The organism is Paenibacillus sp. J22P218 (genome assembly GCF_056269195.1).
The window spans coordinates 1,073,254-1,094,836 of sequence record NZ_JBWDNL010000002.1 but is presented as its reverse complement, the minus strand read 5'-3'; the positions used below and the strand labels follow the sequence as shown (position 1 = coordinate 1,094,836).

The 21,583-nt window shown below is 46.6% G+C and carries 21 protein-coding genes; 7 read left to right on the top strand and 14 right to left on the bottom strand.

Annotation, left to right across the window (positions count from 1 at the left end; genetic code table 11):
- Window positions 1-45: 45 nt before the first annotated feature.
- Together AC0YN0_RS14070 and AC0YN0_RS14065 are read right to left on the bottom strand one after the other, a co-directional pair.
- Entirely contained in the window at window positions 46-1,392 is a 1,347-nt protein-coding gene (locus AC0YN0_RS14070; RefSeq protein WP_475821767.1) for a ribonuclease H-like domain-containing protein, read from the bottom strand.
- On the bottom strand, window positions 1,389-3,674 hold the full coding sequence (locus AC0YN0_RS14065; RefSeq protein WP_475821766.1) for a DEAD/DEAH box helicase: 2,286 nt from the start codon (window positions 3,672-3,674) through the stop codon (window positions 1,389-1,391). The genes AC0YN0_RS14070 and AC0YN0_RS14065 overlap by 4 nt, the downstream gene beginning before the upstream one ends.
- Before the next feature lie 200 nt (window positions 3,675-3,874).
- On the opposite strand from AC0YN0_RS14065, the gene AC0YN0_RS14060 reads away from it, so the two are divergent.
- Window positions 3,875-4,153 carry an autorepressor SdpR family transcription factor gene (locus AC0YN0_RS14060; protein ID WP_475821765.1) on the top strand — a complete coding sequence of 93 codons (279 nt, stop codon included), beginning with the start codon at window positions 3,875-3,877 and terminating at the stop codon, window positions 4,151-4,153.
- 5 nt (window positions 4,154-4,158) lie between these two features.
- Entirely contained in the window at window positions 4,159-4,797 is a 639-nt protein-coding gene (locus tag AC0YN0_RS14055) for an SdpI family protein (RefSeq protein WP_475821764.1), read from the top strand.
- A gap of 88 nt (window positions 4,798-4,885) precedes the next feature.
- Here AC0YN0_RS14055 and rnz read toward each other — a convergent pair whose 3' ends face one another.
- Window positions 4,886-5,824 carry a ribonuclease Z gene (rnz, locus tag AC0YN0_RS14050; protein ID WP_475821763.1) on the bottom strand — a complete coding sequence of 313 codons (939 nt, stop codon included), beginning with the start codon at window positions 5,822-5,824 and terminating at the stop codon, window positions 4,886-4,888.
- 115 nt (window positions 5,825-5,939) lie between these two features.
- On the bottom strand, window positions 5,940-9,356 hold the full coding sequence (metH, locus tag AC0YN0_RS14045) for a methionine synthase (RefSeq protein WP_475821912.1): 3,417 nt from the start codon (window positions 9,354-9,356) through the stop codon (window positions 5,940-5,942).
- A 164-nt stretch (window positions 9,357-9,520) separates the two neighbouring features.
- Here metH and AC0YN0_RS14040 point away from each other — a divergent pair, with 164 nt between their 5' ends.
- Window positions 9,521-10,069: a 1,2-dihydroxy-3-keto-5-methylthiopentene dioxygenase gene (locus AC0YN0_RS14040; RefSeq protein WP_337101418.1), complete on the top strand. Its 549-nt coding sequence runs from the start codon at window positions 9,521-9,523 to the stop codon at window positions 10,067-10,069.
- A gap of 80 nt (window positions 10,070-10,149) precedes the next feature.
- Here the strand turns inward: AC0YN0_RS14040 and AC0YN0_RS14035 are convergent, their stop codons facing one another.
- From AC0YN0_RS14035 to AC0YN0_RS14015, 5 genes are all read right to left on the bottom strand, one after another.
- Entirely contained in the window at window positions 10,150-10,938 is a 789-nt protein-coding gene (locus AC0YN0_RS14035) for an HAD family hydrolase (protein ID WP_475821762.1), read from the bottom strand.
- 24 nt (window positions 10,939-10,962) lie between these two features.
- The gene (locus tag AC0YN0_RS14030; protein ID WP_337101420.1) at window positions 10,963-11,469 is read right to left on the bottom strand and encodes a hypothetical protein; all 507 of its coding nucleotides are present in this window, start codon (window positions 11,467-11,469) and stop codon (window positions 10,963-10,965) included.
- A gap of 60 nt (window positions 11,470-11,529) precedes the next feature.
- Window positions 11,530-12,519 carry an aldo/keto reductase gene (locus AC0YN0_RS14025; RefSeq protein ID WP_475821761.1) on the bottom strand — a complete coding sequence of 330 codons (990 nt, stop codon included), beginning with the start codon at window positions 12,517-12,519 and terminating at the stop codon, window positions 11,530-11,532.
- An 89-nt stretch (window positions 12,520-12,608) separates the two neighbouring features.
- On the bottom strand, window positions 12,609-12,800 hold the full coding sequence (locus AC0YN0_RS14020; protein WP_442956444.1) for a DUF896 domain-containing protein: 192 nt from the start codon (window positions 12,798-12,800) through the stop codon (window positions 12,609-12,611).
- 178 nt (window positions 12,801-12,978) lie between these two features.
- On the bottom strand, window positions 12,979-13,266 hold the full coding sequence (locus AC0YN0_RS14015) for a LysM peptidoglycan-binding domain-containing protein (protein WP_475821760.1): 288 nt from the start codon (window positions 13,264-13,266) through the stop codon (window positions 12,979-12,981).
- 246 nt (window positions 13,267-13,512) lie between these two features.
- Between AC0YN0_RS14015 and lexA the strand changes: the two genes are divergently transcribed.
- Together lexA and AC0YN0_RS14005 are read left to right on the top strand one after the other, a co-directional pair.
- Window positions 13,513-14,133: a transcriptional repressor LexA gene (lexA, locus tag AC0YN0_RS14010; RefSeq protein WP_307201327.1), complete on the top strand. Its 621-nt coding sequence runs from the start codon at window positions 13,513-13,515 to the stop codon at window positions 14,131-14,133.
- A 583-nt stretch (window positions 14,134-14,716) separates the two neighbouring features.
- Window positions 14,717-14,923, top strand: a complete 207-nt coding sequence (locus AC0YN0_RS14005) for a hypothetical protein (RefSeq protein WP_475821759.1) — start codon at window positions 14,717-14,719, stop codon at window positions 14,921-14,923.
- 269 nt (window positions 14,924-15,192) lie between these two features.
- Here the strand turns inward: AC0YN0_RS14005 and AC0YN0_RS14000 are convergent, their stop codons facing one another.
- Window positions 15,193-15,384 carry a hypothetical protein gene (locus AC0YN0_RS14000; protein ID WP_475821758.1) on the bottom strand — a complete coding sequence of 64 codons (192 nt, stop codon included), beginning with the start codon at window positions 15,382-15,384 and terminating at the stop codon, window positions 15,193-15,195.
- 412 nt (window positions 15,385-15,796) lie between these two features.
- Here AC0YN0_RS14000 and AC0YN0_RS13995 point away from each other — a divergent pair, with 412 nt between their 5' ends.
- The gene (locus AC0YN0_RS13995) at window positions 15,797-16,237 is read left to right on the top strand and encodes a hypothetical protein (RefSeq protein WP_475821757.1); all 441 of its coding nucleotides are present in this window, start codon (window positions 15,797-15,799) and stop codon (window positions 16,235-16,237) included.
- 158 nt (window positions 16,238-16,395) lie between these two features.
- Window positions 16,396-17,598, top strand: coding sequence for a hypothetical protein (locus AC0YN0_RS13990; protein WP_475821756.1), 1,203 nt, complete (start codon window positions 16,396-16,398; stop codon window positions 17,596-17,598).
- Between the two features lie 147 nt (window positions 17,599-17,745).
- Here the strand turns inward: AC0YN0_RS13990 and AC0YN0_RS13985 are convergent, their stop codons facing one another.
- From AC0YN0_RS13985 to AC0YN0_RS13970, 4 genes are all read right to left on the bottom strand, one after another.
- Window positions 17,746-18,432, bottom strand: coding sequence for a DNA-methyltransferase (locus tag AC0YN0_RS13985; RefSeq protein ID WP_475821755.1), 687 nt, complete (start codon window positions 18,430-18,432; stop codon window positions 17,746-17,748).
- An 84-nt stretch (window positions 18,433-18,516) separates the two neighbouring features.
- Complete coding sequence (locus AC0YN0_RS13980) at window positions 18,517-19,260, bottom strand: peptidoglycan recognition protein family protein (RefSeq protein ID WP_475821754.1); 744 nt, start codon at window positions 19,258-19,260, stop codon at window positions 18,517-18,519.
- Window positions 19,253-19,729: a phage holin family protein gene (locus AC0YN0_RS13975; protein WP_475821753.1), complete on the bottom strand. Its 477-nt coding sequence runs from the start codon at window positions 19,727-19,729 to the stop codon at window positions 19,253-19,255. Before AC0YN0_RS13975 ends, AC0YN0_RS13980 begins: the two co-directional genes overlap by 8 nt.
- A 135-nt stretch (window positions 19,730-19,864) precedes the next feature.
- Complete coding sequence (locus AC0YN0_RS13970) at window positions 19,865-20,437, bottom strand: hypothetical protein (protein WP_475821752.1); 573 nt, start codon at window positions 20,435-20,437, stop codon at window positions 19,865-19,867.
- Window positions 20,438-21,583: the final 1,146 nt, after the last annotated feature.

Genomic DNA, 21,583 nt, shown 5'->3' with positions numbered 1-21,583 from the left:
ATACCTCCTTAAGTCCTAAGAAAAAAATGGCATGTTATGCAACGGCTATTTGAGATAACCATAGCGTTCAGCCTTGCCCGTCAGCCTTGATATCCGTTTGCGAAGCGCTTCCAGCTCCGCAGACTTCTTCTTATCCCGTCGCTGCAGCGGCTGGCTTCCCATATGTTCGAGCGCTTCCCGAGCATATTGCAACGCTGTTCGAAAGTCTTTCTGCTTATGCTCATAATACATGGCCAGTTCCGTGCAAGCTTCAATTGCGTAAATGCCGTATGCAAGCGATGAATGAATAATGACCTTCTGCCACAATAACACAGCGCGCCCCCAATTTCCAGCCTTCTTATCACGCGCGGCTAGCTTAAGAAGCGCCGATGGCGCTGCGATTTCGGAGCGGACAACCTGCTCGAACAAGATGTCTGGCAGCTTATAGCTCCCCATTCTCTCGAGCCATAATCCTGTGCGTACCATTTCCTCCGGCTGATCGGGACGCAGGAACGTCGCAGCCTCCATATCGTCAAGCAAATGGCCGAATCGAATCGCTAAGCTCACAAGCGACAGCATATCAATCTCATTATGGCGGAATACGCCTTCCAGCGTATCGGGATCTCCCGTTGCAAGAAACTCGAAATAAAGCTGCGGAGCAAGAGAACCCGGCACATCATCTAGACGAGTAATGCCAAGCCGTTCCTCTTCGACATGGCTTAGCTTGCAAGACGCAAGCGTATTTCTCCATATCGACCTAGCCGGATGCAAAAAATCGAGATGCAACGGCTGCCACATCTCCCGATGAAATCCGTTCAAAATAAATCGATTTTGCATGACGGGCCAATCGAAGGTTTTGCCGTTATAGGTAGCCAAATACGTATAATCGTTCAGCTTCTCCGCTAAATAAGCAAGCATGGCCCTCTCCTCCGCGGGATGCCTGATAACCGCTTGCTCTACGATGATCGAGTCTTCCCCTAGATAGGCAAGCCCTACCATGAACGGTACATTGCCTGTTCCTACGCCAAGACCCGTCGTCTCCAGGTCAAGAAACATGATTTGATTCGCTTCGGCAATCTTGTCTTCACCAGGATGAAAGGCTATCAACTTGCCGGCAACGAGGCCAAGCTCCGATAACGTATGTGTTCCATGCTGATAATGAAGCGGATATACGATCTTGCGCAGCAGAAATTGTCCCGTCTCATTCGACTGCAGCTGAACGCCAAGCTTCTTCCATTTCGGCGACAGTACTTCTTCTGCCTCATCTATATGCTCTTCAGCTTCAACCATAGCTTCTGCTTCTGATACAGCTTCATTCTCGACTCGCTCGATAACGATCTCCTCGAACAACTTCGTATCCTCGCTTGCGCCATTGCCGCGTAGTCGATTCATCCGATCCCGAAGGCCGCTCATGGCGTACCTCCGGCTTCATTAAGAAGATCAAGCGCCTGCTGTTTGCCGAGCAGGCCTACCTCTTCAATCGGCCCTACACATGCGGGACAGCCGCTTAAGCAGGAACACGATTGAATCACTGACTTCGCCTGCTCGATCAGCGCGTCATGCACCTCGTACAATCGCTCGCTGAGGCCAATCCCGCCCGGGTACCGGTCGTAAAAGTATATCGTCGGCCGCTGCGTATGGACGGCTTTCACCTGCGGCACGACGCGAATATCGAACGGATCGCACATTAGATATAGCGGCGCGATATGCACGAGTACGTTCGCGATGCCGAGCAGCGCATATTGCATTTCGTTCTTGCTCTTGCGTGCCGCCGCCTCTTCGCTGAACGAGAACCAATAGCCGCTCGTATGAAGCTCCTCCTCCGGCAGATGAATCGGGCCTGAGCCGATGTTCTCATGCGTGCGGAGCTTAATCTTCTTGAAAATCGTAGCTTTCGCATTGACGGTCACCTCGCCGTACTGCCGGACGAGCTCGCCTACTTCGCGTTCCTTATCGACATGGAGCACCTTAAGCTCCACAGCTAAGTTTGCATCGGTATAGTAGTCGACGTTAACCTCGCGAACATAAGCTTTTTTCTCCGGATAATCCAGCTTCTCGACTTGATATTGTACACCCTCATGAATATAAATCGCTTCCTCATGAATAAGCGTAGGAGCACTGAACCGATCAACCTCGCCTAACACGCGGCTGCCGTTCGATATATCGATAATGACAAAATTCTCTTGCGCCGCCGAACGAAGCGAAATGTTATGAGCGGGAAACGACTGCTCCATCCAGTACCAGCGTCCGCCGGCCTTATGCAGCACCTTCTCCTCTACGAGAAATTCCATCATATCCTCAAGCGACTCGGAGCCAAACCTCTCCCCCGCAACGAAAGGAAGCTCATATGCCGCGCATTTCACATGATCGATCAATATAAGTAAATTGTCAGGATGAATGAGCGCTCGTTCAGGCGGCCGGTTGAAGAAGAAGTCCGGATTCTGAATCATGTATTGATCGAGCGGATTGCTGCTTGCGACCATGAATGTAACCGAGCTCTCTTGTCTTCTGCCTGCGCGTCCAGATTGCTGCCATGTGCTTGCGACCGTACCCGGATAACCGTTCAGCACGCATGCTTGAAGCTGACCGATGTCGATACCAAGCTCCAGCGCATTCGTGCTGACGACGCCCCGAATCTCGCCTGTTCGCAAACCATGCTCGATCTCGCGCCGCAGCTTCGGCAAATAACCGCCCCGATAGCCCCGTATGGTCTTCGCTTCCAGCTTGTCTTTAATGATATCCTGCAAGTAAGTGAGCAGCAGCTCTACCCTGACACGGCTGCGCGCGAAGACGATCGTCTGAACGCCTTGCTTCAATAACATGCCGGCCAGCTTCTGTGTCTCTAGCACACTGCTTCGTCGGATGCCCAATTGCTTGTTGACGACTGGCGGATTATAAAAAACAAAATGTTTCTCGCCCATCGGAGCGCCGTTATTATCGATTAACGCAACGTTTTCTCCGATCAGCCTTTCCGCGTGATCACGCGGATTGTCGATCGTCGCTGAGGCGCAAATGAATTGCGGATTAGACCCGTAAAATTTGCTGATTCGCTTCAATCTGCGAATGACGTTAGCTACATGGCTGCCGAATACGCCGCGATAAGCATGCACCTCGTCAATGACAATGAACTTCAAATTCTCGAACAGCTTCACCCATTTCGTATGGTGCGGCAGAATCGCTGAATGAAGCATATCGGGGTTCGTTACTACGATATGCCCCGCATTACGAATTGCGGTTCTTACCGTCGGCGGGGTATCGCCGTCGTACGTATGCGTCTTAATATCAACTTCCATCAGATCTACCAGCTTCTGCAGCTCCGTCACCTGGTCTTGAGCCAATGCTTTCGTCGGGAACAAATATAGTGCCCTTCCCTCATCGTTGTCCAGTAATGATTGAAGGACAGGCAAGTTGTAGCACAGCGTCTTGCCCGACGCTGTCGGTGTGACCGTGACGACATGTCTGCCTTCGCAGACAGCCTGGAACGATCCCGCTTGATGCGTATATATTTCACTTATTCCCCTCGCTTGCAAAGCACCCTTGAGCGCAGGATGCAGACGATTCGGGAGAGGTACTGTTCGTGCTTGTTTCGGTTCAATGGTACGCCAATGCGTCACATTGCCCATAATCTCGTCATTTTGTCGCATATGCTGAAGCCATTCCTCAAGGCTTGATGCTCTGCCTGTCCAACGGTTCATGACCGTTCACTCCTCGTTAACCCCATATTGCTTATTATTTTACAGAATACATGTTCGTGCTGCAATTTTATTTTTTGACAATTGGAACTTGAATCCGCTTGATCTTAGCCGTGTCATCTGCTATTATTCGATTAAACATTTAGATAATTATCTAAATATCTACACCTATCATTTGTTTTATTAAAGAGAAGAGGAAAGCGATGTCCATCAACCATGCATTCAAAGCTTTATCCGACCCCACTCGCCGCAAAATATTGGATCTGCTCCGCGAACGCGATATGACCGCAGGCGAGATTGCCGACCACTTCCAAATGACGAAGCCCAGCATCTCGCACCATCTGAGCTTGCTGAAGCAAGCGGAACTAGTATGGGATGAACGACAGGGGCAACATATTTATTATTCGCTGAATACGACCGTTTTCCATGAATTAATGAAATGGATCGTTTCTTTCCAATCATCCAAATCAGAAGGGAAGTAATACTGATGAACACCAAACGCTTTACGTGGTTAATTATTATCATCGCCGTCGTTGCAAGTGCCGTCGTCTATAGAGATATGCCAGATCAAATGCCTATCCACTGGAATGCCAAACATGAAATCGACAATTACGCGCATAAAGCAATTGCCCTGTTCCTACTGCCTGCAGTAATGCTGCTCGTGAACGCATTCCAATCCATCTTGCCAAACATCGATCCGAGAAGGCGTAATTATGCGCAATTTCAATCAAGCCTTAACCTCATACGTTTAATTATGACAATCGGATTATTGGCCATTCATGGCTATACCATAGCTATTGGATATGGCTATAGTTTCAGCATCGCGTATGTCATTCTTCCGTTTCTAGGCATTCTCTTAATGGTCATAGGCAACTATATGCCGAGATTCCAATACAACAGCTACGTCGGCATTAAGACCACGCATACACTCGCGAATGAGGAAGTATGGCGCAAGACGCATCAATCAGGCGCTAAAATATTCGTCGTAGCAGGCCTTGCCATTTTGGCTTCAATAATGATCCCGACTCAGTTACAAAGCTATACCATTGCAGCGATCATTTTAGCAATGGTCGTCGTCACATATGGTCTTGGCTTCTATTATTCCCGTCGATCACTGAAGCAGTGAGCTTGCAACTATATGCAATAAAAAAAGACATACAGGCGAGCAGCCTATATGTCTTTTTTTACGGGATGCCATCACCTGCGGTCTGCGGCTATACCCGTCTCTTAATCTCTATGCACTTAAGATCAGTAGCTGCAACAATTTCCCCATCAAACAACCGCTTAGCTTCTTCTTCCAGCTTCGACAAATCTTCATTGTGATAGCGGCCGCTGAAATGAGTCATGACCAGCATGCTAGCTCCTGCCTCGGAAGCCGTACTTGCAGCCTCAATCGTCGTGCTATGGCCGAATAAATGAGCCTTCTCCTCCAGCCCCTCGGAGAAAGTAGCCTCGTGAACGAGAAGATCAGCGCCCATTGCCAGCTCGAGAGCATTCGGAGATGGCGTCGTGTCACCAAGTATAGTTACGATTCTGCCGGGTAAAGCAGGCGCCGTAACGTCCTTCGCGTAAATAGTCGTCCCATCTTGCAGCGTAATATCATGCCCTTGCTTAAGCAATCCATATTGCGGGCCGGCTGCAACACCTAGCCGCACAAGCTTATCAACGAGCAGCTTCCCAGGCTGATCGTGCTCAACAACGCGATAGCCTAAGCATGGAACACGATGAATCAGCGTAGATGCCACAACAGTGAATCGTTCATCTTCATAGACAAGCTGGCCGTCCTCTTCATCCAGCTCTATAAATCGCAGCTCGTAGTCGAGTGTCGTTCCGCTAATCTCGAACACCGTCTCGATGTAACGTCTTAACCCGCGAGGCCCAATCAAACGAAGCGGAGTGATTCCTCCATCAAACGAGCGTGTGCTTATCAAGCCTGGCAATCCATAAATATGATCGCCATGAAGATGCGTTACGAAGATCGTAGTCAGCTTGCTTAATTTAAGCGGCGTCTTCATTAATTGATGCTGTGTTGCCTCGCCTGCATCGAACAACCACCAATCACAGCACGGCTCGGGCAACTGCAGCGCTATCGAGCTAACATTACGATGCTTGTTAGGACGGCCTGCGCCAGTCCCAAGAAACCATATGTGCACTGCCAATTCACCTCGCTGCATAGCTTATGTATATTCGTTAATGCCTATGAATGAAGCCCGACAGACCGGTTATTGAACCGTTGCAGGGCTTCATTGCTGCCTATAGAGTTATCGCTTATACTTTCTCGACATTGAAGTATTGCGCCTCTGGATGTGCGAATACCATCGCAGATACCGATGCTTCCGGCTCCATCATGAAGCCTTCCGTCAGCTGTACGCCGATGTCCTCAGGTTTCATAAGATCAAATAATGGCTCTTGATCTTCCAAATTCGGACAAGCCGGATAACCGAACGATACCCGGATACCTTGATAGCGTGCGCCGTGGCGCTGCTTCATCGTCATCTCCGCAGGATCCGGATAGCCGCAAATGTCGCGCATCATATGATGGACGCGTTCAGCCATTCCTTCCGCTACTTCAAGCGCTACCGATTGCAGCGCGTGGGAACGCAAGTAGTCGCCGTTATCCTTCCACTCATTCGCAAGATCGCGTATGCCTTCGCCAGCCGTAACGACGAGGAAGCCTACATAATCCATTACGCCGCTCTCAACCGACTTCAAGTAATCAGACAAGCAAAGGAACGGTTCAACCTGCTGACGCGGGAATGTGAAACGCTTAATCTCTTGCGTCTGATCCTCGGGATTATAAATAATAATATCGTTGCCCGACGATTGCGCTGGGAAGAAGCGGTACATGCCATGCGTGCGAATGATTCCTTCCGCACTGCCTCGGCGTAAAATTTCGTCAACAGTAGCCTTCAGCTGTACAGCCTTCTCATTTCCTTCGGCAAGCAGATTGTCGACATTGCCTTTCAATCCAAGATGATGGCCGAGCAGCATCTGCATGTTCACGTACGGAATAACATGTGGAATTGGCACATCACGCAATACATGACGTTCAAGATCAGGCGGAGCAAATACAGGAGCATCCGGCGATATTTTGGAACGAACCGCACGCGTAAGCTCAGGCATCTTTTTCTTCTCTTCTTCTACTTCGCCGCCCGAAGCTTTATATGCAGCCATCTCCTCTTCCATACGCGTACGATGCGTAGGGTCCATGAGCTTGTTCGCAATATCGAGTCCATCCATCGCATCCTTCGCATAGAGAACAAGTCCGTCATACTCAGGACCGATTCTTGTTTTCGTAAATTTACGCGTGAGCGCAGCGCCGCCGACCAGAATCGGCGCATCGATGCCCGCATTGCGCAAATCCTGCGCTGTAATGACCATTTGCTGAGCCGACTTTACGAGCAGACCGGATAAGCCGATAGCATCGACCTTCTCATTGCGGTAAGCTTCGATAAGCTGTTCAGGCGGTACTTTAATGCCGAGATTTATTATTTTGTAGCCGTTATTCGATAAAATAATTTCAACGAGGTTTTTGCCGATATCATGAACATCGCCCTTAACCGTTGCAAGAATGATCTTGCCTTTCACGGACGATTCGTTTTTCTCCATGAATTGCTCCAGGAAGCTGACGGACGCCTTCATAACTTCTGCGCTTTGGAGCACCTCGGCCACAATGAGCTCATTGTTGTTGAACAGGCGGCCAACTTCCTCCATCCCTCTCATGAGCGGTCCATTGATAACGTCCATTGCCGAATATTTCTGCAAGGCTAATTCTAGGTCAGGAATTAAACCTTCCTTCGTTCCCTCAATAACGTATGATCCAAGACGCTCTTCGAGGGAAAGATTAGATATTTTCTCCTTCTTCTCGACCTTCTTGTCGCGGAAAGCAGCTACGAACGAAGCTAACGTCTCATCATTCGTATTATAGATCAGCTCTTCGGCCAAGCGGCGCTCTTCATCAGGAATAGAGGCGTAACGCTCCAGCTTCTCCGTATTCACGATGGCATAGTCAAGACCTGCCTTCGTCGCATGATACAAGTAAACCGAATTAAGTACTTCACGACCTGCATCCGGCAATCCGAATGAGATGTTGCTTAGTCCCAGAATCGTTTTCGTACGAGGATACTTTTCTTTGATCATCCGAATGCCTTCGAGCGTCTCAACAGCAGAGCCGATATATTGCGGGTCGCCAGAGCCAACCGGGAACATGTTCGGGTCAAAAATAATGTCAGCAGGGTTCATGCCGTATTTATTAACGAGCAAATCATACGAACGATCCGCCACTTCGAGCTTCGCTTCACGCGAAACAGCTTGTCCTCTTTCATCGATAAGAATCATGACGACAGCTGCGCCGTAACGGTGAATTAGCGGCAAAATTTTCTCGAATTTGGACTCGCCGTCCTCTAAGTTAATCGAGTTGATAATGGCTTTGCCTTGCGAATATTTCAAGCCGAGCTCAATAATATGGTCATAGGTGGAATCGAGCATGAGCGGCGCTTTGATTTTCTTGACGACCTGCGGCAAAAACTGATGTACGGCATAAGCCTCATCAATATCCGTGTCCTGCAAGTTGATATCAATAACATGCGCTCCGCCCTTCACTTGCGCTCTTGCAATTTCGGAAGCTTCATCGAACTTCTCTTCTTTAAGAAGCCGTTTGAACTTGCGGGAACCGGAAATATTCGTACGCTCGCCGATCATAATCGGACGGTTATCCGCTTCGATGAACACGGTGTCGATACCCGATACCGCATCCGGGTGCTCGCCCATCTTCGTGCGCGGCGTATAGTTTGCCATTGTCTCCGTCAAAGCTCGAATATGCGCAGGCGTCGTGCCGCAGCAGCCGCCGGCAATATTAAGCCAGCCTTGTTCTGCAAATGCCGACATCTTCTTAGCAAGCGATTCCGGCGATTCATGATAATGGCCGTTCTCATCCGGTAATCCTGCGTTCGGATAACAGCTAATTGCAGCATTCGCGATTTCACTCAGCGTTCGGAGATGGTCACGCATAAATTCAGGTCCTGTCGCACAGTTTAAGCCAATCGAGATCGGCTTCAAGTGCTCCAAGGAAATATAGAACGACTCAATCGTTTGACCCGCGAGCGTCGTTCCCATTGGTTCGATCGTACCCGAGATCATAATTGGCAGCTCAACGCCAAGTGTATCAAACGCGTTACGTATGCCGATGCTTCCAGCCTTAACGTTAAGCGTATCCTGCGATGTCTCTAGAAGCAGAGCATCAACCTGTCCTTCAATAAGAGCTACCGCTTGCTCGTAATAGCTCTCTACCAGTTCATCGAACGTAACGCCGCCCGTAACGGAAAGCGTCTTCGTTGTTGGTCCGAGCGCGCCTGCAACATAACGCGGCTTGTCAGGCGTACTATACTTGTCTGCCGCATCGCGTGCCAGCTTAGCCGCAGCGAGGTTGATTTCTCTAGCTTTCTCAGGTATATCGTAATCGGCAAGCACGACGCTAGTCGCGCCGAACGTATTCGTCTCCAGAATGTCGGCTCCAGCCTCGAGGTATTGCTCGTGAATCAACTGAATCACGTCCGGACGAGTTAGAACGAGCATTTCGTTACAGCCATCAAGCTCTGGACCGCCAAAATCATTTTCATTCAGGTCTGCTTGTTGAATCATTGTACCCATAGCGCCATCCAAAATAAGTATGCGCTCTTGCAGCATTTGTTGTATGGTTGGTTTAGACAATTCGTACACCCTTCCCAAAATCATTAACAATTAGTTTATCAGAATCGCTTAGGACTGAAAAGCAAATCCATCGACATCCGTCATCATTTGTTTTATAATTATTATATCATTTAATTTCTATTGGAAAAGAGGGAATGATCATGGCTGAAATTAGAATTCGCAATACCGAACAACGTATCTCCGGCGAAGAAAACGTCCGTGCATTTCTAGAGCAACAGGAAGTTCTATATGAACATTGGAATACAAGCAAGCTTGCTCCCGAGCTGCAAGAAAAATTCATTCTTTCTGATGAAGAGAAGCAGCAAGTGCTTGCTACTTATGCTGAGGAAATTAAAGATCTCGCTGAACGCCGCGGGTACAAAACTTGGGACATCATTACATTGTCCGAAGCAACGCCAAATCTGGATGAGCTTCTGAAGAAATTCGAGAACGTCCATACACATACCGAAGATGAAGTTCGCGCGATTACAGCTGGTAAAGGCATATTTATCATCAAAGGCACTGACGATGTTGGTTACTTCGATGTTGAGCTTGAAGCAGGCGATGTCATTTCCGTACCGGAATACAAGCCGCATTTCTTCACTCTAATGGATAACCGTCAAATCGTGGCTGTTCGTTTGTTCATCGAAACAGAAGGCTGGATCGCTCATCCATTCGCTGATCCGGTATTCGAAACGGACAAAGCGTAACGGATATCGAATTCAATAATGCAAGCCCCTCATGCTGCAGCTTTGCCGTAGCCGAGGGGCTTATTTTATTGCTTATTCTTTTATTGCTCGAGAATTTGCAGCAGCTCTTCCAGATGCTTAATTTCGCAAGTAGGAATAATATCGTCATTCCGAACCATATCGTGGCGATTAATCCATACGGATGTCATGCCAATCGTATTTGCTCCAAGAATATCGGTCGTAAGCTTGTCACCAACCATAATACCATGCTCCGGCTCGATGCCAAGACGCTCAAGGGCATGCTTGAAGATCGATGCGGCCGGCTTGCCTTCGCCGAACTCGCCCGAAATAATAATATGATCAAAATAGGGAACGAGCTGAGGAACGCCTGCCAGCTTCTCGCGTTGCAAATCCGGCGAGCCGTTCGTTAGCAGCAGCAACTTATATTTCCCTTTTAGCGAATCCAGCACACGGAAAGTCTCATCATAAACGATCGGACGCGACCGACGTTCAGCCGGGAACTTCTCTGCTAGCTCAGCGCCAAGCTTCGGATCATCTACACCAAGCGCTAGCAGCCCCCTCGTCCATGCTTCTCTGCGATAGCCGGGCGCAAGACTTTCCAGCTTGCGGAATTCCTCTTGCTCTCCCTCACGGAAGTTCGCCCACAAGCCTTCGAACGGATTGATGCCAATCATCTTCGTGAACGGGAACGTCTCATACGATTCGTACAGTGCCCGCGCTTCGCGGCGAACCGCTTCTTCAAGTGCGTTAACGTCTACACCCGTTAGGTCAGCAGCTGCCTGGCAGGTTGCTTCGAAAGCTTCTTTCACACTGCGGTCATCCCACAGTAAAGTGTCGTCTAAGTCAAATAATACAGCTTGCTTTGCCATAATAATCATTACTCTCCCATGCCTTTATTTTTGCTGAAATGAAATACCGTTCGCTTGCGCGAACAATTTAAGCTTTTCATTAATTTCATCCGTAGGGTAACGGTTAATCAAACGCGAGAACACCCAATTACCGCCTTTTTGCGGCTCAATGACAACATAACCAGGCTGCGTGCTAATGCCTTTAATGGAAGAAGCCGTAAGACGCTTGTCCCCCATCATTCTACGCGTCTGAACATAGTCCTTACCGATTTGGATATAAGGACGTCTTAAGAAGAATAGACCTGCTAATACGACATAACATGCAATGGTTACATAAAACATCGTATCGATCTGATAGTCCTTCTGGCTCTGGATCAGAATAACGTACAATCCGATGAACAGAAGCAGTAGAATCGGTGCAATATAATTGCGACCGACGATTTTTACCGCTTTCTCGCCGTTTAGTACGATAGAACCTTCACCATGTTTTTTGCGTTGTTTGTTAACTTGACTCATGTTTTTGCGCACCTTGCGCTCCCAAGAACGTGACAAGCTTATTCCTCCTACTTCGGCCTACATCCGCAAGCCTGTCTATTATGCGAACAATCTCAATTATCCTAATGGACGCTGGAACTTCGTAATGAACCGGTTCGGATAATCGTCAGGCAATGCGCTTATTTCGTTCAACTTGTCCCAAATATCGACAGGCATCTCCCAGTTCACCGTGCCCATATTTTCCTCGAATTGCTCTAAGGAACGAGCGCCGAATATTGGAGAAGTAATACCTTCCTTCTGCAGCAGCCAGCGTAATGACACCTCGGCTGGCGCTTTGTCCAATAGCTTCGCTGCCTCAATCACGGCATCTAGAATAGCAAAGTTGTGGTCAGATGCACGGTTCACCCATGCGCTCTCGCCAACCTTCGAGGTTAGACGACCCTCCGTCGGAATGTCGCGATTATATCGTCCTGTCAGGAAGCCGCCTCCGAGAGGCGCCCAAGGGATAATCCCTACCTTCTCTTCTAGACATAACGATATCATTTCCCTATCCATCTGTCTGCTTACTAGACTGTACTGAGGCTGAATGGAGACGAAGCGTACGTATCGATTCACATCGCTAAGAGCAAGCGACTTCATCAATTGCCATGCAAAAAAGTTTGAACAGCCTATGTATCGTACTTTGCCCGAAGTAACAAGATCGTCAAGCGCCCGAAGCGTCTCTTCAATTGGCGTAGCCTGATCCCATACATGGACCTGATAAAGATCAATGTAATCGGTCTGAAGACGCTTCAAGCTCGCCTCTATGCCGTCCATTATATGTTTGCGGGATAATCCTACGCCATTAATGTCGCCAGAAGTCGCCATTCTTACTTTCGTTGCAAGTACCGTCTCCGAACGTTTGCCGCGAATTGCCTTACCCACAATCTCTTCCGATCTTCCGCTAACATATACATCTGCCGTGTCGATAAAATTGCCGCCTTTGTCATAGAAACGGCCGATCATTTCAATCGAATCCTGTTCGCTTGTCGTGTTGCCGAACGTCATCGTTCCAAGACATAATTCAGAGACGGCTAGTCCGCTTCTGCCAAGCAACCGATACTTCATAGATGAATTCCCCCATCGCTTCAGAAATGGCACTCGTACACAAGACTTTATGGAAGAAAGGCCAAGCGGAACTCGGCCATAACAGACACTTAATGCTTAACGTTATCCTGGTCCTCGTCCTCAACATACTTAATCGTATCGAGCTGCTGTCTGAAGTTGCTCTTAAAGTTGTTCAAATACTGCCTTCGAAGCTCATCACGCTCGGTCGTTTCCTCGTCGGTCAAGCCTACCGTTTTATTTTTCCGAGAAAGCTCGTTGATCCGCGCTATTAACTTATCCATATCCATATTTAACGTTATACTCCCCTCATGCTGTAAATGTTCTACCCTTTACTTTGACATTTTCATAGCGTAATTGTCAAGGCGGCACTTCCATCATGTCGGCAAAAAGAGTAGCTGAAATAACGAAAAAAAAGCATCAAACCGTCTCCGGTTCAGATGCTCTCTGCGTACAAGTTCATTATATAGAAGGAATAACAAGCTTCTGCCCCGGATACAGGTCCGTCGACTCTAGTCCGTTACGCTCCTTAATCAAATAGATGACGTATCGAATATCTTCCTTCTCACTGGCAAAACGATGAGCGATCCCCCACAATGTATCGCCTGTAAATACGGTCACAAGTTCCTCGTTGACCGCAGCAACAGCGTTCTTGCTGCCAGATGCCTTTGTACCGATCAATAGAAAGCTCGTAAACAAAAGTACGAACAGCATTGCGCATACGATCAGCTTAAGTGCATGACGCCTCACTGCAACCGTATATCGCTTATATATAGGACTAACCTTCATCTCTGGTTGCGTATGTATTGTTCTGTAAAAACTTGGACTCATCATCATCTCTCAGCACCCCAAACGTTTGTTCTGTTCTGAGAATAACACGAACAAACGTTTGTAGTCAACACAAAAATACGAACCTTTGTGCTTAAGAACTTATGTTTGTGCGAACCCGGGTTCTGTGCTATACTTTTGTACAAACATACTAATGGAGTGATCGCAGTGTCGAAGATTTCCAGCCGACAACAATCTATTCTTGATTTCATTAAGAATGAGGTCCGGGAGAAAGGCTACCCGCCTTCCGTCAGGGAAATCGGCGAAGCCGTCGGATTATTATCCAGCTCGACTGTACACGGTCACCTCGACCGTTTAGAGAAGAAGGGCCTTATCCGCCGCGACCCTACCAAACCTCGCGCTATTGAAATTTTGGATACGGAAGGCGTGGACGGTATTATCCCGCTTGCCGTCGCTAAAGTGCCAATCGTCGGTAAAGTAACAGCAGGCGTGCCGATTACAGCTACTGAGAATATTGAGGACTACTTCCCTCTTCCATCACATTTTGTTGGCGACAGCAGCGTCTTCATCCTGAACGTTGAGGGAGAGAGCATGATCGAAGCCGGCATTCACGACGGAGACTACGTCATCGTTCGCCAGCAGCGTACTGCCAACAATGGCGATATCGTCGTAGCCATGAACGAGGATGATGAGGCTACCGTTAAGACGTTCTACAAGGAGAAGAACTACATACGTCTCCAACCGGAGAACTCCTCCATGCAGCCGATTCTGCTCCAGAACGTGACGATCCTCGGTAAAGTCATTGGATTATTCAGAGATATTCACTAATCATTGAGCTACCAACAAGAAGAGGAAGAACGATAGCCTAGCGCATCGTTCCTCCTCTTCTTTATATTGCTTTACTGTTAGTAGACTTTGCCTGTATTTCATACAGTCTAACCAAAAGCGGCATTTCAGTTTACGACTTGTTTAACTGGTCTTGTGTGAAAAATCATATACATTGGGATCATATCTAAATTGGTTAACAGTTACTCGACAGTCTCAGAAATCCAATTAATAATTCTAAATTCATCTTTATAAAGAGCCAAAATATTGACAGAAAAACCCGCTAAGATATCTGCTTTCGCAGAAGCCTTAGCGGGTTTTAGTTGATCCTATCGATTAGTAAAGCGTCAAGTACTGATCGCGTTCCCATTGGTGAACTTGCGTACGGTTTAGGTACTTGCTCAAGTAACGAACAGGAACAAGCTGTAATACGCCTATATTATAGGAAGTAATAATTTTCATCGAGGTTATTAACTGTTCCAAACTGACGTATCGGGGGGCATTTTGGGGGCACTTTTGGGGGCATTTAATTAGCAGCAGGAATCCGTAAATTATAAGCGAATCATACAACAGAGGAGATGAGCGAATGATGAACGTTGATGATTATTTAGGACAAATCTTGATCTTAGAATTAGACACAACTGAAACGCTTGAGGGTCTGTTCGAAAAGGTTGATGATCCGGAAGTTACGGACTGCTATCAAGTTAGAAATGGATCAGAGTTTTGGATCATACCCAGACACGTTATAGCCAGAATTATTCCCATACCTTCACAAGGCTTCAAATTGCAATAAAACATGCCCGCTAACCTACTTAGGTCGGCGGGCTTTCTTGAAAACTCCATTTAAAAGGCTTTGGCTTCTCTTCCTCACTGCTATATACAATCTGAAACGACTTGTTGCCGCGATCCCAAGACACGTATCCTTCTATCACAAGTTTGTGAATCGCTGTTTTAATTCGAGGCTTTCTTCGCTGGGCCAACCGTTGCAATTGATCCAGATCGACTCGAAATGGATTATGCCGATACTTATTCCAAAGCACCGTCAATATTTTTCGTGAATCATCAGACAGCATACTGCACCATCTCCACGTCGACGATCTGATCCAGCTTAAAACTGCGCGGTGCGTTGGCCGTATAACAAAAGGTACACATGCTACCACCCTTGACGCCCAAGACCCTAACTGTCCTGAACGATACCTCACGCTGCTTATCAATATAAATGAGCTGCACAGTCTTACCAATAAACATCTCCATGCTATACCTCCAACACGAACGTTTGTTTGTATTATATACGAACAAACGTTTGCGAATCAAGACACAAAAAAATCCGGCTCATTGGCCGGATTACTTCAATCTGTCGCGTTCAATCTTTTCTTCGATGGCAGTCAGGATATAATCATTTAGGCTTACACCAGCAGCGGCAATTAGTAAGGCTCAACAACGAATTGAGGAGTTCATTCAATTTTACAATAATGAACGGATTCAAATTAAACAAACAGACACCAATCGAGTATCGACTACAATTTACAGCATGATCGTTAGATAAAAATCAAATGTTAGACTGAAATTCATTAAGCTAACGGGCAGTTTTCTTTAACACTTCATGCTAAGATATGGATTGAGGATGGATGCATATAAAAACAAATTGATAAAGGAATCTAATTTTATGACTAATTCAAGATTCAAAGATACTGGTGAAAGAATTTACGATTTTATATTCAACCATAATATTCTCATTGAGTGTCCCAATTGTTTGAAATGTGCTAAGGGGATAAGAAAAAGTGACGGTAAATTCGGATATATTCTGCTATGTAAACGTTGTGGTGTTTTAAGTGATCCGATGGTTGGTACGTGGGGGAACGGGACTTTTATGGGGCTGAATCTTTGGTTAAGGACTAATTGTTGTGGAAAGTTACTTTGGGCTTATAATAAAGAGCATTTAGATTTTATGGACGGTTATATCAATTCTTCTTTGCGTGAAAGAATTCCTAATAAAAATCAGAGTCTGGCAAGCAGGCTTCCTGATTGGATTAAGAGCGGAAAGAATCGTGAAGAACTTTCAAAAGGACTTGCAAAATTACGAAATAGTCTTGCAATATGCGACTAAAGAGCGTTCATTACGCTAACGGAGAACGTTAGTTCAACATAATGAGGGCTGTCATTTTGGCGGCCTCCATTACGCTAACGGGCAGTTTACGCTAATGAAGGAATAGAATAAGTTCTTCACGAATAATGAGATAATGTCTTTAAATAAGGAGTGTGCTTGTGAAGTTATTTAAAAACATCTTATATCGGTTAGCTAAAAAGGACACGCCTCTAGGGGTGACCGAACGGATCAGACAAGCCTTGATTGATTTAGGCATTGACCCCCATGACATTAAATTTTTCGTTAGTGACTCGCTACATGGTGTTTCTGGCATCGATCGGCTACTAAAACAAAATCCTAAACTTTCCTCATATCGATATTCGGTCGGGACATCACAGGGCTTCGAGCAAAGACTTACAAACCTACCCGCCCGATGGGACGGAGCAAATTCGGATGGTGTCACCAATTCGCTGGGAATGGAAGAAGCGATTGAAATTGTAGGCGGAATTCCACGCCGCTACCCTCTGAATAGACTGACGTTTATTTTCGATAACCTTCCGGTACTTCGTCGTAACCCTAAAGCTTCCAATGAAGATCCAATACCTTTTATCGCAAAGGGAGATGTTCTTTATCAAAGGCTGTTTTCACCTAGTGTAACGGGCTGGAGCGATTACCCTTCTCCGTGTATTAGGTTACAAAGCGATTGGTGGATTTCAGGAAGAAATAACTTTCTAGATGCGATCGTCGAGCTCGGTGATCTCGCGGACGGCATACCGCCGTTGGATCTGAATGAAAGGGAACGCCAATTTCTGAGCTCTATCGGTGAAATTTATCACGAGCGCGTATTTGCCGTTCCTTCAAATAAGGAAGAAGCAGCAGCTGTTTACGAAAATATAATTGCTGGTGAGCGGATCGTGCAGTCATGCTATGATGATGCAAATCTAATCGGCGTTAACTATCCGTATCCACTAGAGCCGCTTAAGATAGGCGATCATGCCTTAGAACCGTTGTCGGTCAAAAAGGCAATTACCACACATTTTAAAAAGCGCGGCTTCATCTACAATACCAAGTATAGCAATGGTATGGTCTATACGATTACAAAGATAACGAAGAATCACCATCTTGTGAGACTTACCTTTGACCGTGCCAAATTTGGTGCAGATGTCTCGTGCGTGGGCAGTATTGAAGGACCGCTGTGGAAGCATCAATTTAAACTGCCAGCGGCACATACTAGTATGGAGCCGTACCGCGTAACTCTGCAAATTGACGTCGATTATCAGATTGGGAACATCGCCGCAGCTTACGATATCATTGAGAAGCCGATCATTGAAACAATCGACGACTTGTATGGTATAGGACCGTCTTGGCTAACTTTTTTATAGTCAAAGCCCAGCATGTTACGCTAACGGTGAACGTTAGTTCAACAATACAGCGACCGCCTCGGACTTGATGTTTAAGTCCGAGGTTGCTGCTGTTATTTATTAAGGCCAGTAATATCATTTGACTTAAAACCCCAAGCGCTTGGGACTTTATTTTTCCAAGCTCCTAAGATAACGATCATTGCTTATATGATAATAACCGGGATCAAGTTCAAAACCATTGATAAATCGATTATTCTCTGCTGCAGCAACGGCAACTGGACCTGAACCCAAAAAGAAATCAACCACTGTCTCCCCCTCTAAACTACTATTTAATATTATCTTATTCATCAAGGCGACCGGCTTTTCAGTTGGATGTATCGTCTTATTACCTGATATCCGTGAGATATCCCAAATGTCAGTTGTTACACGATTCGAAACTCTTCTAACCTTCTTATCAGGTTTCACAGCGAATAGAATGAATTCATGCTGAAACCTATATTGCCAGCCCATCCCCATATTTTTCTTATTCCAAACGATACAATTTTTAATTTCGAATCCTATCCCGGACATCCATAACGCTAAGAGTGGGTACTTCCTCCAGTCAATAAAAACATAGATATGGCGACCTGGCTTCAACACGCGATATGCTTCTTTTAACCATTGAAATGAAAAACGTTTATACTCTTTATCTGAAAGTTTGTCATTCGCAATGATTGAAAAACGTGGCTTCTTATTCTTTGTTTGCGTAGTTCCACCAAAACCAAGATTATATGGTGGATCAGCAATAATTAAATCCGCTGAATCATCCTTCAAATACATCCTTGCACCTTTGATACAGTCGATATTATAGAGCATGGTTACCCCTCCATAGAACATATGTTCTTTTTTAGTGTAAAAAAAATCACCGACCGCGAAGGTCGGTGTTAAATAATTGTGTTATTACTTAGCCCTTAATGCGACAGCCAGTGTTCTCCAGCCCTCAGTTGTAAATAAAGGATCGTTAATAATTCCGCACAAATCGCCGCTCCCGAACTCCTTAACGAACCATGCCGGTGCTTCTTGACGAGTCTCCAGCTCTACAAGCTTCTTTGTCAATTTCTCGATTGTTTTTGCTTGAGCTGTTACCAATGTTTTAACCGCTTCAAAATCCTTCTTTTCCTCTGCCGTCATAGGAAACTCCTCTTTCTCAGCCAGCTTGGCCGCTACAAGATTTTTAAATGCTTGCCATCCCGTCCAATGTCCGCCATCATACATTAATCTCGGACATATCTTTCCTGACCAATCATAATGCCTACGAAGGCGATCCACTCCCCACCCTCGCGCTTTCAGCAAGCCTGTAACGAGTTCGACGGCATTGGTTGTTGTCTTGGTGTAATCACCACTCTCGCATATCTCAATTCCGACCGATGTCCTATTCCCGCTTATTGATCCGTTACCATCACCTGCATGCCAAGCAGCCTCGTTGAGCGGAAGACACTCGATAGCCTCCCTCTCGTCTATGACAATGTGATAGGAAGCCGTGCGGACATTAGTCGGATTCGTAAGCCAAGCTCGCTCGTTAGCTGCAGAACTACTTGGATTACCTGTATTATGGATAGTTATCGTCGTTGGCTGCATTACATGAGCTGGGCGCCGGTTGTTTGCCGTGTTTTTGGGAATGTGATCCGAAATGTATCTATACATCCTTGCTCGACTCCTTACCACGACCTGCAGCACGGGCGACCTTTGCCTGTAGCTCGCTATCGATATGGTCTACAACGTTTTTGGGTATCCATTTGCCCCAGCCAGCGCGGTAAGCATTAGCCGTTAGAGACTGCCATGTATGATATATCAATCCGAGGGTAATCGCGTAAAACACTAATCCTGGAGTGCCTGCAAATGTGTCAAGTAGATTAGCGAGTATAGGCAATGCCAGCAAAAATAGTGTTCGCAACACGCCGAATCGACCATATTCTGAGGAATAAGTCTTGTCCTTGTGAGCTGCAGCAATTCCCGTTATCCAGTCAACCCCAACCGCCAGTAATAGCAACATAATCGGAATGAACCGGCCTTCTCCATAAATAGCATCAATATAAGGTGCAACAGCTGCACCGACCAGCGACACTACCGTTTTGTCAGCTGTTACCTCGAAATTAAAGACTTGCTTCAACATTCCCTCAACCCTCTCTATGTTTAATAAAGAAAAGCCCTGCCGAAGCAGAGCCGAAAAATAACCTCAAGCTTTCGGCCGAGGTTTCTACTACGTAGATTAATATGTTTTGAACAAATGGCTAATTTGGTCGATAGCTTAGTTAATCCGATTTATTGCTCTCGGTTTAGCGCCGTTAACTCGCTTGATCCACAAGTCCGCCGCCATCTTATGAGCAAATACAAACCGTATGCCATCGTTGTTCCCATTGTCGTTACATGTCGCAACGGACGCTATGACGTCAACGGTCGTGTTTGTCTGCGCTACGTCCCGTACGTCTACATATTCCATTACGCAACTATTAGCAACAGAAATGTTTCTTCGATTGCCGTTTAATGTGGACTTTAACGTTACCGGCTTCGCTTCCGTGCCGTCCGATACAATAGAGCCAACGGATACGGCTTGACCACTTAAAGAAACTGTCGCCCCTTCTTTGATCCGCAATACATTGCACGAAAGACTAGCAAGCGTCGAGATCGCATCCGCATTTACAGTCACCTTATTAAGCGGAACGAGGCCTGCCGTAATTGACGGGTTAGCGCCAGCCATGATAATTTCGAAACCCGCGCCGTTAATGATGGTTAAACCCGTAGCGCTAATAGAAAGATTTCCCGTTAACGTAATGATGGAATTTCCCGCGTTAAGTGTGCGAGCGTTTGAAAAGATTGACAATAGCCCTCCGCATGACACGTTGAATCCATTTAGGTCTAATATAATTGTTTCGAGGGATAAACTACTTGCACATATTAAGTCGCTCAACAATTTAACCGTACCCCCGCCGCCACGGAGCGAAAACGAACCGGGCAAGGCATGCCCGGACATGTCAATATTAATCGTTTCGCCACTCGCAGCGGACGTTAAACATGGTGTCGTTGACAATCCAGTCAATGACATAGCGGGTATTAGCTTGATACCCCCTAAAACGGTCGGACCATACTGCCCAATATCCCATATTGGAGAATTTGTTGCGCCTGTCCAATCTATTTCATTGAAAAACGAGGCTCTATAAAGTTGAGTGACTGTCCTTGAGCCGCTTGTAAACCCTGAATTTGCATTGAAGTACACATTCTCCGCGCCCGATGGGAACGGCGCGCCTCCCGTCCCTCCCGACGTTAAAGACCAATGCACTCTGTCGTGCCAATCACCCGCGCCACCAACCCAATAACGGGAATCTGTGGCGTTAAAAGTAATCCCGGTATTGCCGCTCACGTTAGTTCCTGCGGTTACTCTCAAATACCCCGCGCCCGTCCTCGTAATATCTTGCAAGCTCGAATATGAAACGCCATTGTTCGCCGTTAATGAAATGGTTGCAGGGCTACCCGCCGTCGTAGACTTAATAGTCGTTATTGTGCTTTTGGAAGCTCCGCTCATAATAAGATTGCCGACTGTCGTCGTTGTGCCCGACGTAAAATCATAAATGCAGCCAGTCCTTAACGATAATGTGCTAAATGTATTGCTACCCAATATAGTTACTTTACCATTCGCCGACGTAACCCCGATTATAACTTGATAGTACGACAAACCGGCGAAATTATGCGTCACATCTGTTGATGGAACGCTAGTCCATGTCGCGGTATTAGCTGGCATTGTTAGCCCTGTTGAAGTCATGTTTATAGGCCCGTTTATGGTCATATTGCCACTACCAAGGTTTAATGTTCTCGCCGCTGTTCCTTGACAAAAATATGATGAACCTATCGTTAACCTCTTGTCATTAAGGTTAAACGTCCCGTTCATATGGTTCATCCACCAAAAACTCACATCAGTTTGGCACGTCCAACCTCCGCCTATGCCATTGAAATAAACAGTACCATTAGAGAA

Excerpts from the sequence above, each read along its gene's own strand:
- AC0YN0_RS14070 (WP_475821767.1), bottom strand. The coding sequence starts at position 1,392 with ATGAGCGGCCTTCGGGATCGGATGAATCGACTACGCGGCAATGGCGCA.
- AC0YN0_RS14065 (WP_475821766.1), bottom strand. The coding sequence starts at position 3,674 with ATGAACCGTTGGACAGGCAGAGCATCAAGCCTTGAGGAATGGCTTCAG.
- AC0YN0_RS14060 (WP_475821765.1), top strand. The coding sequence starts at position 3,875 with ATGTCCATCAACCATGCATTCAAAGCTTTATCCGACCCCACTCGCCGC.
- AC0YN0_RS14055 (WP_475821764.1), top strand. The coding sequence starts at position 4,159 with ATGAACACCAAACGCTTTACGTGGTTAATTATTATCATCGCCGTCGTT.
- metH (WP_475821912.1), bottom strand. The coding sequence starts at position 9,356 with ATGCTGCAAGAGCGCATACTTATTTTGGATGGCGCTATGGGTACAATG.
- AC0YN0_RS14040 (WP_337101418.1), top strand. The coding sequence starts at position 9,521 with ATGGCTGAAATTAGAATTCGCAATACCGAACAACGTATCTCCGGCGAA.
- AC0YN0_RS14035 (WP_475821762.1), bottom strand. The coding sequence starts at position 10,938 with ATGGCAAAGCAAGCTGTATTATTTGACTTAGACGACACTTTACTGTGG.
- AC0YN0_RS14025 (WP_475821761.1), bottom strand. The coding sequence starts at position 12,519 with ATGAAGTATCGGTTGCTTGGCAGAAGCGGACTAGCCGTCTCTGAATTA.
- AC0YN0_RS14020 (WP_442956444.1), bottom strand. The coding sequence starts at position 12,800 with ATGGATAAGTTAATAGCGCGGATCAACGAGCTTTCTCGGAAAAATAAA.
- AC0YN0_RS14005 (WP_475821759.1), top strand. The coding sequence starts at position 14,717 with ATGATGAACGTTGATGATTATTTAGGACAAATCTTGATCTTAGAATTA.
- AC0YN0_RS14000 (WP_475821758.1), bottom strand. The coding sequence starts at position 15,384 with ATGGAGATGTTTATTGGTAAGACTGTGCAGCTCATTTATATTGATAAG.
- AC0YN0_RS13995 (WP_475821757.1), top strand. The coding sequence starts at position 15,797 with ATGACTAATTCAAGATTCAAAGATACTGGTGAAAGAATTTACGATTTT.
- AC0YN0_RS13985 (WP_475821755.1), bottom strand. The coding sequence starts at position 18,432 with ATGCTCTATAATATCGACTGTATCAAAGGTGCAAGGATGTATTTGAAG.
- AC0YN0_RS13980 (WP_475821754.1), bottom strand. The coding sequence starts at position 19,260 with ATGTATAGATACATTTCGGATCACATTCCCAAAAACACGGCAAACAAC.
- AC0YN0_RS13975 (WP_475821753.1), bottom strand. The coding sequence starts at position 19,729 with ATGTTGAAGCAAGTCTTTAATTTCGAGGTAACAGCTGACAAAACGGTA.